This is a genomic window from Paraburkholderia dioscoreae (genome assembly GCF_902459535.1).
In the GTDB taxonomy this organism is placed as follows: Bacteria; Pseudomonadota; Gammaproteobacteria; order Burkholderiales; family Burkholderiaceae; genus Paraburkholderia; species Paraburkholderia dioscoreae.
The window spans coordinates 948,810-962,471 of the sequence record NZ_LR699553.1 but is presented as its reverse complement, the minus strand read 5'-3'; the positions used below and the strand labels follow the sequence as shown (position 1 = coordinate 962,471).

At 61.7% G+C, this 13,662-nt stretch carries 13 protein-coding genes; 7 read left to right on the top strand and 6 right to left on the bottom strand.

The window, feature by feature from the left end; translation table 11 throughout:
* Positions 1-143 precede the first annotated feature (143 nt).
* The 4 genes from pgl to PDMSB3_RS04330 all read left to right on the top strand — a co-directional run bounded on the left by pgl (position 144) and on the right by PDMSB3_RS04330 (position 4,575).
* A complete protein-coding gene (gene pgl / locus PDMSB3_RS04345; protein ID WP_165185031.1) occupies positions 144-851 on the top strand; it encodes a 6-phosphogluconolactonase in 708 nt (235 codons plus the stop codon).
* Positions 829-2,745 (top strand): bifunctional transcriptional regulator/glucokinase, encoded by a 1,917-nt coding sequence (locus PDMSB3_RS04340; RefSeq protein ID WP_165185028.1) that lies wholly within the window; start codon positions 829-831, stop codon positions 2,743-2,745. The genes pgl and PDMSB3_RS04340 overlap by 23 nt, the downstream gene beginning before the upstream one ends.
* A 238-nt stretch (positions 2,746-2,983) precedes the next feature.
* A complete protein-coding gene (locus PDMSB3_RS04335) occupies positions 2,984-4,045 on the top strand; it encodes a catalase family peroxidase (protein WP_165185026.1) in 1,062 nt (353 codons plus the stop codon).
* Complete coding sequence (locus tag PDMSB3_RS04330) at positions 4,042-4,575, top strand: cytochrome b (RefSeq protein WP_165185023.1); 534 nt, start codon at positions 4,042-4,044, stop codon at positions 4,573-4,575. The genes PDMSB3_RS04335 and PDMSB3_RS04330 overlap by 4 nt, the downstream gene beginning before the upstream one ends.
* A 139-nt stretch (positions 4,576-4,714) precedes the next feature.
* Here PDMSB3_RS04330 and PDMSB3_RS04325 read toward each other — a convergent pair whose 3' ends face one another.
* Positions 4,715-5,866 carry a porin gene (locus PDMSB3_RS04325; RefSeq protein ID WP_165185021.1) on the bottom strand — a complete coding sequence of 384 codons (1,152 nt, stop codon included), beginning with the start codon at positions 5,864-5,866 and terminating at the stop codon, positions 4,715-4,717.
* 431 nt (positions 5,867-6,297) lie between these two features.
* Positions 6,298-6,618, bottom strand: a complete 321-nt coding sequence (locus PDMSB3_RS04320) for a hypothetical protein (protein ID WP_165187359.1) — start codon at positions 6,616-6,618, stop codon at positions 6,298-6,300.
* A 354-nt stretch (positions 6,619-6,972) separates the two neighbouring features.
* Between PDMSB3_RS04320 and PDMSB3_RS04315 the strand changes: the two genes are divergently transcribed.
* Complete coding sequence (locus PDMSB3_RS04315) at positions 6,973-7,320, top strand: hypothetical protein (RefSeq protein WP_165187357.1); 348 nt, start codon at positions 6,973-6,975, stop codon at positions 7,318-7,320.
* Positions 7,321-7,417: 97 nt separating this feature from the next.
* On the opposite strand, the gene argE is transcribed toward PDMSB3_RS04315, so the two are convergent.
* From argE to PDMSB3_RS04295, 4 genes are read right to left on the bottom strand one after another with little or no spacing between them, the layout of a single operon-like run.
* Positions 7,418-8,584: an acetylornithine deacetylase gene (argE, locus tag PDMSB3_RS04310; RefSeq protein WP_165185019.1), complete on the bottom strand. Its 1,167-nt coding sequence runs from the start codon at positions 8,582-8,584 to the stop codon at positions 7,418-7,420.
* The gene (locus PDMSB3_RS04305) at positions 8,577-9,254 is read right to left on the bottom strand and encodes a DUF1028 domain-containing protein (protein ID WP_165185017.1); all 678 of its coding nucleotides are present in this window, start codon (positions 9,252-9,254) and stop codon (positions 8,577-8,579) included. Before PDMSB3_RS04305 ends, argE begins: the two co-directional genes overlap by 8 nt.
* Before the next feature lie 10 nt (positions 9,255-9,264).
* Complete coding sequence (locus PDMSB3_RS04300; RefSeq protein WP_165185014.1) at positions 9,265-9,702, bottom strand: RidA family protein; 438 nt, start codon at positions 9,700-9,702, stop codon at positions 9,265-9,267.
* 60 nt (positions 9,703-9,762) lie between these two features.
* Positions 9,763-11,112: a flavin-containing monooxygenase gene (locus PDMSB3_RS04295; RefSeq protein ID WP_165185012.1), complete on the bottom strand. Its 1,350-nt coding sequence runs from the start codon at positions 11,110-11,112 to the stop codon at positions 9,763-9,765.
* A 263-nt stretch (positions 11,113-11,375) separates the two neighbouring features.
* Here PDMSB3_RS04295 and PDMSB3_RS04290 point away from each other — a divergent pair, with 263 nt between their 5' ends.
* Complete coding sequence (locus tag PDMSB3_RS04290) at positions 11,376-12,302, top strand: LysR family transcriptional regulator (RefSeq protein WP_007175904.1); 927 nt, start codon at positions 11,376-11,378, stop codon at positions 12,300-12,302.
* Positions 12,303-12,484: 182 nt separating this feature from the next.
* The gene (locus PDMSB3_RS04285; RefSeq protein WP_165185009.1) at positions 12,485-13,648 is read left to right on the top strand and encodes an SRPBCC family protein; all 1,164 of its coding nucleotides are present in this window, start codon (positions 12,485-12,487) and stop codon (positions 13,646-13,648) included.
* Positions 13,649-13,662 lie beyond the last annotated feature (14 nt).

Sequence of the window (13,662 nt, the reverse complement as noted above, 5' to 3'; positions counted from 1 at the left end):
GGCGCCTGTAAGACCCACCGACGAACTGAACGGAATGGCGCCGGTATCACGAGGGCGCCTGCAAGTCATCCATCTTGCAGGCATCGCGTGAGAGCAGGACGGCACATTCGGCAGATCCAACAAGAAAGCAGCACGGAGGAGAAGTGATCGAGCTTCACGCTTTCGACGATCAACGCGCCCAGTCCGACGCGTTGGCGAAAGCGGTTGGCGACGCGTTGCATGCGTCGCTCGCCGCACAGGCCGCCGGTGCCACCACCGGCGCGCGCCCGGCAATGCTTGCAGTGTCCGGCGGCAGCAGTCCGCGCCCGTTCCTGCAGACGTTGTCCACGCAGTCCTTCGACTGGGCACGCATTGCCGTGACGCTGGTCGACGACCGCTGGGTGCCCGAAACGGACAGCGCGAGCAACTCGCAACTGGTACGCGCCACGCTATTGCAGAACGCCGCGAAGAACGCCGCGTTCTGGCCGCTCGTGGACACCACGCAGGATATCAACGCGCATGTCGCCGCGCTGAATGCCGACGCGCGTTTTAGCAGCGTGCCCGACGTCGCGATTCTCGGCATGGGCGAAGACGGCCACACCGCGTCGATCTTTGCCGACTCGCCCGAATGGGATCATGCGATCACCACCGCCGAGCGCTTCGTTGCCGTGCATCCCGGCAGCGCGCCGCATGCGCGCGTGAGCTGGTCGATGTCCGCATTGAAGGAAGTGAAGCATCTGTTTTTGCTGATTGCAGGACCGCGCAAGATGGACGTGCTGAATGCCGCCACCGCTGCGCTACAAAAAAATGCCATCTCACAGTTGGCAAACGACAAGGGAGTGAGACTCGATGTCTACTGGTGTGCAAACTAAGGCTGCTCCGGGCGCGGGCCAGCACGCCGATGGACCCAGGCTGCTGGCCGATATCGGCGGCACCAATGCGCGCTTCGCGCTGGAGGCGAGTCCGGGCGAAATCGGCTCGGTGAAGGTCTATCCGTGCGCGGACTATCCGGGTGTTGCCGAAGTCATCAAGAGGTATCTGAAGGACACCAAGATCGGCCGCGTGAATCACGCGGCGATCGCGATTGCGAACCCGGTCGACGGCGATCAGGTAAGCATGACGAACCACGACTGGAGCTTTTCGATCGAAGCCACGCGCCGCGCGCTCGGTTTCGACACGCTGCTGGTGGTGAACGACTTCACCGCGCTGGCCATGGCACTGCCCGGCCTCACCGACGCGCAACGCGTGCAGGTGGGCGGCGGCACGCGCCGGCCGAACAGCGTGATCGGCCTGCTCGGGCCGGGCACCGGCATGGGCGTGTCCGGCCTGATTCCCGCCGACGACCGCTGGATCGCGCTCGGCAGCGAGGGCGGCCACGCCACCTTCGCGCCGGCCGACGAACGCGAAGACATCGTGCTGCAATACGCGCGCAAGAAGTGGTCGCACGTGTCGTTCGAACGCGTGGCCGCGGGTCCGGGCATCGAAGTGATCTACCGCGCGCTCGCGGGCCGCGACAAGAAGCGCGTGGCGGCCAACGTCGATACGATCGAGATCGTCAAGCGCGCGATGGAAGGCGAGCCGCTCGCGGCCGAATCCGTCGACGTGTTCTGCGGCATTCTCGGCACCTTCGCCGGCAATATCGCGGTGACGCTCGGCGCATTGGGCGGCATCTATATCGGCGGCGGCGTGGTGCCGCGGCTTGGCGAGCTCTTCGCCCGCTCGTCTTTTCGCAAGCGCTTCGAAGCCAAGGGCCGCTTCGAGGCGTACCTGCAGAATGTGCCGACGTATGTGATTACCGCCGAATATCCCGCCTTCCTCGGCGTCTCGGCAATTCTCGCCGAACAGTTGTCGAACCGCGCGGGCGGCAGTTCATCGGCAGTGTTCGAGCGGATTCGCCAGATGCGCGATGCGTTGACGCCAGCCGAACGCCGCGTGGCCGATCTCGCGCTGAATCACCCGCGTTCGATCATCAACGATCCGATCGTCGATATCGCGCGCAAGGCCGACGTGAGTCAGCCTACCGTGATCCGCTTCTGCCGTTCGCTCGGCTGCCAGGGCTTGTCCGATTTCAAGCTGAAGCTGGCAACGGGCTTGACCGGCACGATTCCGGTGAGCCACAGCCAGGTGCATCTGGGCGACACGGCCACGGACTTCGGCGCGAAGGTGCTGGACAACACCGTGTCGGCGATCCTGCAGTTGCGCGAGCATCTGAACTTCGAGCACGTAGAGCGGGCCATCGATCTGCTGAACGGCGCGCGGCGCATCGAGTTCTATGGCCTCGGCAATTCGAACATCGTCGCGCAGGACGCGCACTACAAGTTCTTCCGTTTCGGCATTCCGACGATTGCGTACGGCGATCTGTACATGCAGGCGGCGTCGGCGGCATTGCTCGGCAAGGGCGATGTGATCGTGGCGGTGTCCAAATCGGGGCGCGCGCCTGAACTGCTGCGCGTGCTGGATGTAGCGATGCAGGCCGGCGCCAAGGTGATCGCGATCACGTCGAGCAATACGCCTTTGGCCAAGCGGGCCACGGTTGCGCTCGAAACCGATCACATCGAAATTCGCGAGTCGCAGTTGTCGATGATTTCGCGGATTCTGCATCTGGTGATGATCGATATTCTTGCGGTCGGGGTGGCGATCCGTCGTGCGGTGCCGAGCGCCGACGTGGCGGAGACGGTCGCCAGGGCGCGGCAAGGCGCGGACGACGATGCGACCGCCGTGCTGGATTGGCTAAGCCACGGCGCGGCTTCTTCGGCGCGGGATTGATGTTGGGGAATGGGCTGCGCCGCGGCGGAAGTTGTCTTGCCCGCGGCGCCGGCCTTTCCTTGAAGTTTTTTCGGCGTTCCCTTGAGCGTGCAGAACCAAAGGCACATGGCGACCCCGCACCAGGAGTTCGCGCATTACGACGCCTGGCAGCGACCAGGCACGATTGATCAATCAATGGCACTATTGTCGCCACCCTGCTAGATTTCCATTCAGCCGAATCATTGATCGGGAGAGATCGATGGCCGACAGACCGACATCCAGTACGTCCGCAGTCCGTTCGCTGCTTCTGATTGCAGTCATCGTGGCCGCGCTGGTCGCGGCCTTCGCCTATACGGCCGGCTGGCTTTCGCCAGGGCGCCTGACGCCGGCAAAGATCGTCAACGGCCTGGCGCCGCCGGGCGGCGCGGCGCTCGGCTTCCGGCGCAATCATGCCAAGGGCATCTGCTTTACCGGCAACTTCGAATCGAATGGCGCGGCCGCGGCCCTGTCCAGGGCGCCGATGTTCGCGCCTGGCTCGTATCCGGTCACGGGGCGTTTCAACCTCGCCACGGCGGACCCCAAGGCCCCGGACGCCACGGTGCGGGTACGCGGCCTGAGTCTGCGTATCGTCGCGCCGGACAGAAGCGAATGGCGCTCGGCGATGATCGACGCCCCCGTCTTCCCGGTCGCCACGCCGCAGGCCTTCTACGCTCTGCTCGAGGCGTCGGCCGACAAGACCGACCCGGACGCCATGAAGAACTTTGCCGCTGCGCACCCGGAGTTCGGCGCTTTTGTCGCGTGGGCCGGCAGCGCGCCATGGACGGGCTCGTATGCACAGGAACGGTACAACAGCCTCAATAGCTTCATTTTCACCAATGCCGCGGGAGAGGACCAGGCGGTGCGCTGGTCCTTCGTGCCCGCCGCGCAGCCCGAGGCCGTACCCGCCGACCAGTTGAAAGCACGTGCCGCCGACTTCCTCGCCGCGGATATTACGCAGCGGGTGCAAAGCGGACCGCAACGATGGACTTTGGTCGTCACGGTCGCCAATCCCGGCGACCCGACCGCCGACCCCAGCAAAGCCTGGCCGGAGGATCGGCGCAAGGTCGAGGCGGGGACGCTGGTGGTCAACGCGATCGAGCCCGAGGCTGACGGGCCGTGTCGCGATCTCAACTTCGATCCCACCGTGCTGCCGCCAGGCATGCATGTTTCGGACGACCCGTTTCCCGCCGCGCGCTCAGCCGCCTATTCCGTGTCGTTCAATCGGCGGACCGCCGAGGATAAGGACTATCCGCACCATCCGGCGGAAGGAGCCACGCCATGACCCCGACCCACGATCGCTTCACGCCGCTGCAGCGCGCCCTTCACTGGCTCATGGCGATTTGCATTCTGGCGATGCTGTTCATCGGTGTCGGAATGGTGTCCACCATTCGCCCGGACTATCTTTCGCTGGTGTCCATCCACAAGCCGCTCGGTATCGTGATTCTCGTGCTGGCGGTGATTCGCCTCGTGCTCAGGTTGACGCGCGGCGCGCCGCCGCTGCCGGCATCGATGCCGGAACCGATGAAACTCGCCGCCCACCTGTCGCATCTTGCGTTCTATCTGCTGATGATCGGACTTCCGCTGATCGGATGGGGCATGCTGTCGGCCGCGGACTATCCCGTCGTGGTGTTCGGGGTGCACTTGCCATCCATCCTGCCGCATAGCAACGGGTTGCACACGTTGCTATGGAACGCGCACCGGGCCCTCGCGCTGTGCTTCTTTGCGCTGATCGTGCTTCATCTGGCAGCGGCGCTGTTACACGCACTGGTCAGGCGTGACGGTGTGTTCCAGGCGATGGCGCCCTGGCGGTGAGAGACGCAGGTGCACTGCGCCTGATTCGAAGAGTCGCGTCGGCGAAAGGCGCTCGGTGGCGGCCGGAAGCCGCCGCCGAGCGCCAGGCCTCGTGTCTCGTGTCTCGCGTTGACGGAGAACGGTCGACGAGCCTTATAGTTTAAAACCGGGTCCGTAATCCAACGGTTCCGACCACCTGGTTGGCACTCGACGACGCGCCGCCCGATGTGTTGACAAACGCAACGTACTGCTTGCCGCTCACGTGCTGATACATGCCTTCCGCGTAGACATCGGTTCGCTTTGAAAGCGAATAGATCAGTTGCGCATTAACCTGATTCCATTTGGGGTCTGCGCCGTAGGTCGTCGTGTGACTCACATGGCCGTCCGTGTAGACGTAAGCGATGCCCGCCTTCAGAGCCGGCGTCAGCGCATAACGGCCGTTCACTTCGAAATTGTCGAAGCGCACCGTGCCGCCAGCCGACCCAAATGACTTCGTACCTTGATACTGGCTATGCGAATACACAAAGCCGAGCACAGCGGGGCCAAACGCGTAGTTCACGCCGGCGGCGGCCACGCGCTGCACGTCCGCGCCGAGCTGGAATCCGCCCGTGCCGTTTGCTGTCGATTCGGCGGTGTCGATTGCGCCGGAGGTATTCGCGCTGTTCGATCCATTGATCTGCAGGTAGCTGGCCGCCAGGTTTAACGGCCCCTGCCCGTAGCTTGCCCCAACGCTGTATACGCGATTCGAACTGAAGTCCGTGCTGTTGGAGAACGCATAAAGTCCTCCGAACTTCAAACCTGCAATGCTGTGGCTATTGAACTTGACAGCGTTGTTGATGCGGACAGAGTAGTCCAGATTATCGTTGTCGAATGGGTGCGAGAAGCCTGTCTTTCCGAACGACGAAGCCACTTCGGATAACGGCGCCACGAAGTCGACACCCGAATCGTACTGGCGGCCAAGCGTCAGCGTCCCGTATTGGGCACTGTCGATACCAACGTAAGCCTGGCGGCCGAACAGACGGTTGTTCTGCCCGAGCTTGCCATTCTGGATGTTGAACCCGTTCTCGAGCACGAAGACTGCATGAAGTCCGCCGCCGAGATCCTCGTTGCCGCGCACGCCGAACTGACTCCCGTTGATGTTGCCGCTCGTCGCCTGAATGAGAGAGCCTTGGGAAGACCCTTTCTTGACGTTATTCGTGTACATGAGTCCGGCGTCGATCAGGCCGTAGAGTGTGACTGAATTCTGGGCATGCGCGAGCGGAGCGATCAGACTCGCCGCGACAGTAGCGCCCAAGACAAGCTTCTTGGTCAAGGTTGACTCCGGAAAGATGGTGATATTGCGGGATATGCCATTAGAGGGAGTCGATGCTAGAAGTCTGTCCGCTGTAGCGGAAATGATCTCTTGTTATATAGAAATCGTCGATTGTGTTATTGGCGAATTAACGGGAGAGTCGGCTCGGGTGGATAGAATGGTGTACTGAACATTTAGCCAGACACGGGAGTTACCGCGCAACCCCTTTCTGGACGGCGCTTTGCGCTTGAGCGTCCCGTGGATCGCACGCTACTGCCGAGCGTGGTCAGAGAGGTTTACAACAGCTTTTGCGCGAACCCGCTCACGGCGATTTATCTACGTCGTGTAACAGACCTTTCCAGATTGCAGCACTTATTCGCCATACCGGCGGTCATCTGGGACAGCTAATGGAAGGCTAATGGACGACTCATCGCGACATCGCGTGAACCGATTCAGAGTTGCAATGCGCTTGCCTGTAGATTCGACCCACTTTCCTTTTTGTCCCGTGGAATGAAGTCCGTTGCCTGAAGTGCAACCGTGCCCGAGCGGGCAATCGAGCGTTTCTTGCCGGCCAGAACCAGAATACGTTCCAGAAACGTATAGAAGAGTTCGAGCTGGGTCGCATCCGAAGCCGGCGACTCCAGGTCGAACACGTCCTCGAGCACGCGGCGCGACACGTGGAAACGTTGAAGTCCGTGGGCAATACGAACCTGGAAGACGACGCCGTCACTGTTGTGCGGCACCGCCGCCCAAATGAGCACATGGCTACTCATGGAGTCCCCGTGGATCATGATCTTCAGATCAAAAGCTGGTCGATCCATAATCGCACAGGCGAATATTTTTCAAAATTGTGACATCCAACCATTCGACATTTTTACCACGCCCTCTATTGCGACGCAGCAGACTACCTATAGACTGGAAGATGAACTGTGCACTCGTGCGCTCGCAGTTCTGATATAAGTAAAAAACGCGCCATGAAGGCTCCTCAGTAATCACACGCCCCATTCGCCCCTGTACTCCATGTCTTCGCGCAAGCGACGGCTGGCATGCCGGCGCATTCCAGCTCGCGAATTTACGCTTTCGCGTTGCCCTGCTCGTCGAGAGCAAACACAATTTGGAGAGTTTTGATGAGCAAGAAATCGTTTTCCGACGACGCCGGCGACTCGAATGAAACAACTGAACAGGCTTTGATAGCGTTGACGGCTCAGATCAAGGCGTTCGTCGAGAACAGGTCGCTAGACAGCCGGTTTGCTGCGAAACTCGTAAGACGATTGAAAAAGGAAGCCGATGCCATTTCGCAAGGCGGCAATGCCACGAAGCCTGGGCAGAAGGAGCTAAAGAAGGCATTCGACGCAGTGGACGAGGCGCTGCGTAACCACGACGCAGCATTATTGGTCACGGCCAACGCGGCGCTGCGCGAGACGGACGATACGAGCGCTAGCAAGAAGTCGCAGCAACGGCCGGCAAAGAAATGATCGGGCCTCTGCCCGCCGGGAGTACCCATGCTCCGCGGACAGATACCGTCGCAGCTCATTTTTCGGTCCGGTTGCTCCACTGGCCCTGGACAGAACCTCAAGCAACCTCGGCCGACAGATAGTCCGCGAGACGAATCAGCATCGCGTCGCAACGGCGCAATTGCTCGACGGTGACAAACTCGTCGGGCTTATGCCCCTGGTCCATGCTCCCCGGCCCGCAGACCACCGTGGGAATGCCAGCCTGATCGAAGAGCCCGCCCTCGGTGCCGAACGCAACCGTGCCGAACTCAGTGGAACCGCTGAGCAGCGCCAGCAGACGCGCCGCTTCGCTATCGGGCGAAGTGGCCAATCCCGGATAGGTGGAGAGCGACTGAAAACGGATGTCGGTATCGGACTTCACGGCGCGCATCTTCGGCAGCAATTCGGCTTCGGCGTAGGTCTGCAACTCGTCGGCTACCTCGTGGGCGTTATAGCCGGGCAGCGCCCGCACTTCGAAGTCGAATTCGCATTCGGCCGGCACGATGTTGAGCGCACGGCCGCCTTTGATCACGCCCGTCTGCACGGTCGAGAACGGCGGATCGAATCGCTCGTCGTGATGCTCGGGCCGCGCCAACTGCTCGCCAATCTCTTCCAGATGGCCGATCATGCGCGCCGCGTATTGAATGGCATTGACGCCGTACGGCGCATAAGCCGAATGGCAAGCCGCGCCTTTCACGTGACAACGCATCGCCAGCTTGCCCTTGTGACCCAGCACCGGCTTGAGTTCGGTCGGCTCGCCGATCAGGCACAGAGTCGGCTTATGCGGGCGCCGCTCCAGTTCCGCCAGCATGGGCCGCACGCCGAGGCATCCCACTTCCTCGTCGTACGAAAAGGCGAGATGGACCGGCAGCTTCAGTTCGCGCTCAAGAAACACAGGCACTGCCGCCAGCACCGAAGCGATGAAGCCCTTCATGTCGGCCGTGCCGCGGCCATAGAGCCGCCCGTCGCGTTCGGTAAGGCAGAATGCGTCGACGGTCCACGCCTGGCCTTCGACCGGCACCACGTCGGTGTGACCGGACAGCACGATACCGCCACGCTCACGCGGACCGATGGTCGCGAACAGATTCGCCTTGGTGCGCTCGGCGTTGTAGAACAACTCGCTCTCGACTCCGAGTTCCCCGAGGTAATCCCGAATGAATTCGATCATGTCCAGATTGGACTCGCGGCTGACCGTGGCGAAGCCGATCAGTTGTTCCAGCAGCGCCCGGCTGGATCGGTCATTCATCGCCTGGCACTCCGTAGCTGGGCGCGGCAGTCGGATTCAGCGCCCGGGTCACGTAATCCTGCATCTGCGGCCGATATGCCTGCCATAGATGGTCGAGCTGGCCGAGGGGATCGTCATCCGCCCAATCGACCCGCAAATCGACGATCGGCCAACTCGGTTCGCCCACAATACTGAGCGCCGCCGAATGCACGGGCCCGGCTTCGCCGCCGGCCGCCATTGCGGCATGCATGGCCGCTAGCAAGCGATCGGCGAGCGTGCCCGTTGCCTGCTCGAACGCCGGAACCATCGCCTCGATTACTTCGACGCCGGCGAGCATGTTGCCCGCGGCCACACATTGCTTGCCGGCCACGGCGTGATACGTGCCCAACGCTTCCTTGCCGCTGAAGAAAGCTGTGCGGCCCTGGCTATCGATCACCGTCACCTGCCGGTACTCGCTCCATTCGTTCGCGCCAAGCGCGCGCTCCAGCGCAGCGGCCGGATCGGATTGTCCGTTCTCCAGAAGATCGAGAATCTGCGGGCCGAGCGCTGGCAGCGTGACGTTCTGCGTCGCCACCGCGCCCACGCCTGCGCGAACCCACGGGCACCGGGCGCCCACCGCGATGCTGGACGAACTGATAGCGATTCCAAGCTGCCCGGATTCGGGACAACGTCCGACGATAGAGAATGTCATGTCCCGCTCCTTAGGCCGTCGGCGGCGTCCATCCATCCGGAATGACCGCGACGACATCGATCTCCATCAACCACTGCGGCTGACCGAGCGCGACCACCACCAGGCCGGTGGAAATAGGAAACACGCCCTTCAACCACTTGCCGACTTCCTGATAGACCGGCTCGCGGTAGCGGATGTCGGTCAGAAACGTCGTGGTCTTGACGACGTGCGACAAATCGCTGCCCGCTTCCGCGAGCAACTGTTTGACGTTCTTCATTGCCTGCTCGGCCTGGGCGCGCGGATCACCGAGGCCGACCAGGCGGCCTTCGAAATCCGTGCCCACCTGACCGCGCACATAAACGGTATTGCCGGCGCGCACGGCCTGACAAAGATCGTTGTCGAGCGTCTGGTTCGGATACGTATCCTTCGTGTTGAACATGCGGATACGGGTGTGCGTGGGTTGGCTCATCAATGCACCTCAATGCTAGGGAGAAACGGATACGGATCGCGGATTAAAGAAGCATACACATCAATTCACGCCCAACTCGCTGACTTTGTGAACGCGTGAATCGTGGGACGTGTTGCCGGTGCTTTCCTCGCTGCCGCCCTGTGCATGGCGTTGCGAGTCGTCGTAATAGGCAAGATATTTGCGCTGCGTGACGATGTGATCGGCAATGTGCTTCGCGTCGTGCCACACGCCCCAGATAAACGCGGAACCGCGGCGCGACAGCCAGGGCAAACCGAGGAAATAGATGCCGGGCTCTTTTGCCACGCCGCGTTGATGTTTCGGCTTACCCTTTTCATCGAAAGCGTCGACGTTCAACCAGCTGAAATCGAGTGCATAGCCGGTCGCCCAGACAATCGACGTCACGCCGGCTTTCGCCAGATCGAGATCGTGCAACGGCTGCGTCACGCACTCGGGATCAGCAGGAATGATGCGGGCTTCGGGTTCCTCCGGAAGATCGAGGCCATTGCGGGCAGCATAGGCATCGGCGGCGTCCAGCAGCGACAGATAGTTCTCGTCGCCGCGCGCGATGTTCTCCGCGAGATTCGTTTCGAAGATCGCCACGCCGTTGTCGAACGATTTCGTCAATCCGACCAGCGTGATGCCCTGATTCGCGAGACGCCTGAAGTCCACCGTATGGCCGCCACGCGCGCCGCTCACCGCAATGGTGACGTGTTCCCTGCCGGGTTTCATGACCTCCGCGTCCCATTCGCCGAGCACGCCCAGCCACCAGCAGAAGTCTCGGCCGCGATAAGCGCGCGGCGGACGGTCATGCGCGCCGACCGACAGATAAACGCGCCTGCCCGCACGTTGCAACTCGTCAGCGATCTGCACGCCCGACGATCCGCCGCCTATGACCAGCACGCCCCCTTCGGGCAATTGCCCCGGATTGCGATAGTCGGCGGAATGAATCTGCGTGAGACTCGAATCTTGCGGCGCGATCGGCGGAATGACCGGGCGCTGGAAAGGTCCGGTCGCGACCACCACGCGATTGGCCTCGATCGTGCCCTCCGACGTTTCGATCGTGAAGCCCTGCCGCCCTGCATTGCGCACGACATTCTTCACTTCCACGCCGGTGCGGATCGGCGCATCGAATTTCTTCGCATAAGCGACGAAATAGTCCGCGACCTGCTCTTTCGGCGCGAAAGCGTCCGGGTCGACATCGGCAAACTCGAGATTGGGGAAACGATCGTGCCATGCGGGGCCGTTGGCAACCAGCGAATCCCAACGTCCCGTGCGCCAGCGCTCGGCGATACGGGCGCGCTCGAGGACGAGGTGCGGCACGCCGAGCCTGCTCAGGTGTTCGCTCATGGCGACGCCGGCCTGGCCGGCGCCGACCACCAGCGTATCGATTGACGTTGTTTCCACTGTCATGGCTGTGTCCTTCTGAAAGACGGAATGTTTCGATTCGGTTGCGGCTTCGCGGCCTTCGAACGCTCGCAACCGTGGCGGACCCAGTCGTGTTTTGCGGTGGCGCGTGCCGCCTTGGGCCGTTCGTGCTCGTGAAAATCTACGCGCCCGGCCGGAATCTGAAAAATATATTTAAAAAATGCATAGCATCGGATTTTCCTATGCATGCCTTTTTGACCACCCCACAATCCCATCCATTGAAGGCCTCGAACAGGGAGCATAAGTCGATGGAGAGCCACCCCCTGCGCTACTCGCTGCGCCAGTTGCGTTATTTCGTGGTCACCGCGGAAGCGCTGTCTTTCACGGCCGCCGCGAAGCGTCTGCACATCTCGCAGCCGTCGATCTCGACAGCGCTTGCGGACCTCGAAGTGTCGTTCGGCGTGCAACTCTTCATACGGCATCACGCGAGCGGTCTCTCGCTCACGCAAGCGGGGCGCGATCTGCTCGGGCAAGCGCGCAATCTGCTGAAGATCGCGGAAGAACTGCAGATGGCCGCCAAGGAAATGGACGGCGGCATGACAGGCGCCATCGCGCTCGGCTGCCTCGTCTCGCTCGCGCCGCCGCTCATGCCGCGGCTCATCAGCCGCTTCACGGCCGAGCACACGGGTATCTCGTTCCGCACTGTCGAGGCGCATCAGGATGGGCTGTTGCGCGGCCTGCACGACGGCTCGCTCGACATCGCCCTCACCTATAGCCTCGATTTGACGGAGGATATTGCGTTCACGCCGCTGCTCTCGCTGCCGCCCTACGCGATCCTGCCGAGAACGCACCGCCTCGCGCGTGCCCGCAAGGTATCGCTCGCAGACCTTCTGCCCGAGCCGTATGTGATGCTCGATCTGCCGCACAGTCGCGAGTATTTCGCCGCGCTCTTCGATGCGGTGGGCAACCGCCCCGTGCCCGCGTTCCGTTCGTCGCAGCCGGAAGTTGTGCGCGGCATGGTGGCCAACGGCCTCGGCTATAGCCTGCTCAACTTCCCACTCAAATCGAATCGCACCGTGGATGGAGAAGAGTTCGTCATTAAACGCTTCAAAGACAATGTCAACGCGACGATGCTCGGCATCGCGCAATCGCGCACGATGAAACCACGCCAGGTGGTGCATCGCTTCGCGTCGTTCTGCGAGACGTATATCCGGCGGCTGCATCTCGACGATTGATCGGCAAAGCGTGCTCGCCCGTTTCGAGCCGGTGCACCTTGCATAGGTAAAAACTTTGATCTGTATCTGAAAACAATATTTTGGCTTGCAATTTGGCTTGATAGATTGGTGTCCATGTTGAGCGCTGCACTAGCAAGCCTCGTGCTGGCGCGCTCTTACCGCGATGAATCCAGGAGGACACCATGACCAACCCGGCAAGGACGATTGCAGTGCAAGCGCTTGTCGACGAGTTGCAGACGGGTTGCGAGCGACCCTTCAGCGACGCGCATGCAATGCCGCCCGGTGTCTATACGTCGCCCGAATTTCTCACACTGGAAGAGCGCGCAATCTTCGAGCGCGAATGGCAATGCGTCGGCCGCGCCAGTGCGCTCAAAGTACCCGGCGATTACCTGACGACGCGTATTGGCGCGCAACCCATCGTCATCTTGCGCGACGAACAGATGCAACTCAAGGCAATGTCGAATGTGTGCCTGCATCGCATGTCGGTACTGCTCGAAGGGCGCGGCAATGTGCGTCGCGTCGTGTGCCCCTATCACGCGTGGAACTATTCGCTGGACGGTGCGCTGCAAGGCGCGCCGCTGATGGATCGACAAGAAGGCTTCTGCAAGGAGGCCTACAAGCTGCCCGCCGTACGCTGCGAAGAATGGCAAGGCTGGCTCTACGTGACTCTCGACGAAAACGCGCCGCCCGTTCACTTGCAGCTCGCCAGCTTGAGCGAGCTGGTCGGCGCATACGGTATGTCGGACTACATTGAAACCTTCTATGAAGAGCACGTGTGGGACACGAACTGGAAGATCCTCGCGGAAAACTTCATGGAGAGCTATCACCTGCCGATGCTGCATCGCGCGACGGTAGGGCCGCATTCGCGGCTTGAGGAAATGGAATGCCCGCCGGGCTATCCCGCCTTCAACTATCACTGGATCACGAAGGAAGCGAGCTTGCCGATCGGCAATGCGCATCCGGATAACACGCGTCTCACGGGACACTGGCGCAAAACTACGGCACTGCTCGCAATCTATCCGACGCATCTCGTCACGCTCACACCGGGTTACTTCTGGTATCTGGTGTTGCAGCCTCAAGGTGTGGGACGCGTGCATATCCGCTTCGGCGGCGGGCTTGCGCCGGAGTTCATCGCGGATCCCGAGGCCAACGCGCACATGACGACGCTGAAGAAACTGCTCGACGAAGTGAACGCGGAAGACAAACGCGGCGTGGAAGCAGTCTTTCGCGGCGTACACGCGCCGCTCGCGCGGCCCGGCCACCTGAGCCATCTCGAACGCCCGAACTACGACTTCGCGCGCTACCTTGTGAGCAAAATCGCCGCGACCAAGCTCGGCACGCATTGAACCCGCTTCATCGA

Coding starts and splice junctions, on each gene's coding strand:
- PDMSB3_RS04285 (WP_165185009.1), top strand. CDS start 12,485: ATGACCAACCCGGCAAGGACGATTGCAGTGCAAGCGCTTGTCGACGAG.
- PDMSB3_RS04300 (WP_165185014.1), bottom strand. CDS start 9,702: ATGAGCCAACCCACGCACACCCGTATCCGCATGTTCAACACGAAGGAT.
- PDMSB3_RS04330 (WP_165185023.1), top strand. CDS start 4,042: ATGACCCCGACCCACGATCGCTTCACGCCGCTGCAGCGCGCCCTTCAC.
- PDMSB3_RS04315 (WP_165187357.1), top strand. CDS start 6,973: ATGAGCAAGAAATCGTTTTCCGACGACGCCGGCGACTCGAATGAAACA.
- PDMSB3_RS04340 (WP_165185028.1), top strand. CDS start 829: ATGTCTACTGGTGTGCAAACTAAGGCTGCTCCGGGCGCGGGCCAGCAC.
- PDMSB3_RS04335 (WP_165185026.1), top strand. CDS start 2,984: ATGGCCGACAGACCGACATCCAGTACGTCCGCAGTCCGTTCGCTGCTT.
- PDMSB3_RS04290 (WP_007175904.1), top strand. CDS start 11,376: ATGGAGAGCCACCCCCTGCGCTACTCGCTGCGCCAGTTGCGTTATTTC.
- argE (WP_165185019.1), bottom strand. CDS start 8,584: ATGAATGACCGATCCAGCCGGGCGCTGCTGGAACAACTGATCGGCTTC.
- PDMSB3_RS04295 (WP_165185012.1), bottom strand. CDS start 11,112: ATGACAGTGGAAACAACGTCAATCGATACGCTGGTGGTCGGCGCCGGC.
- PDMSB3_RS04320 (WP_165187359.1), bottom strand. CDS start 6,618: ATGAGTAGCCATGTGCTCATTTGGGCGGCGGTGCCGCACAACAGTGAC.
- PDMSB3_RS04305 (WP_165185017.1), bottom strand. CDS start 9,254: ATGACATTCTCTATCGTCGGACGTTGTCCCGAATCCGGGCAGCTTGGA.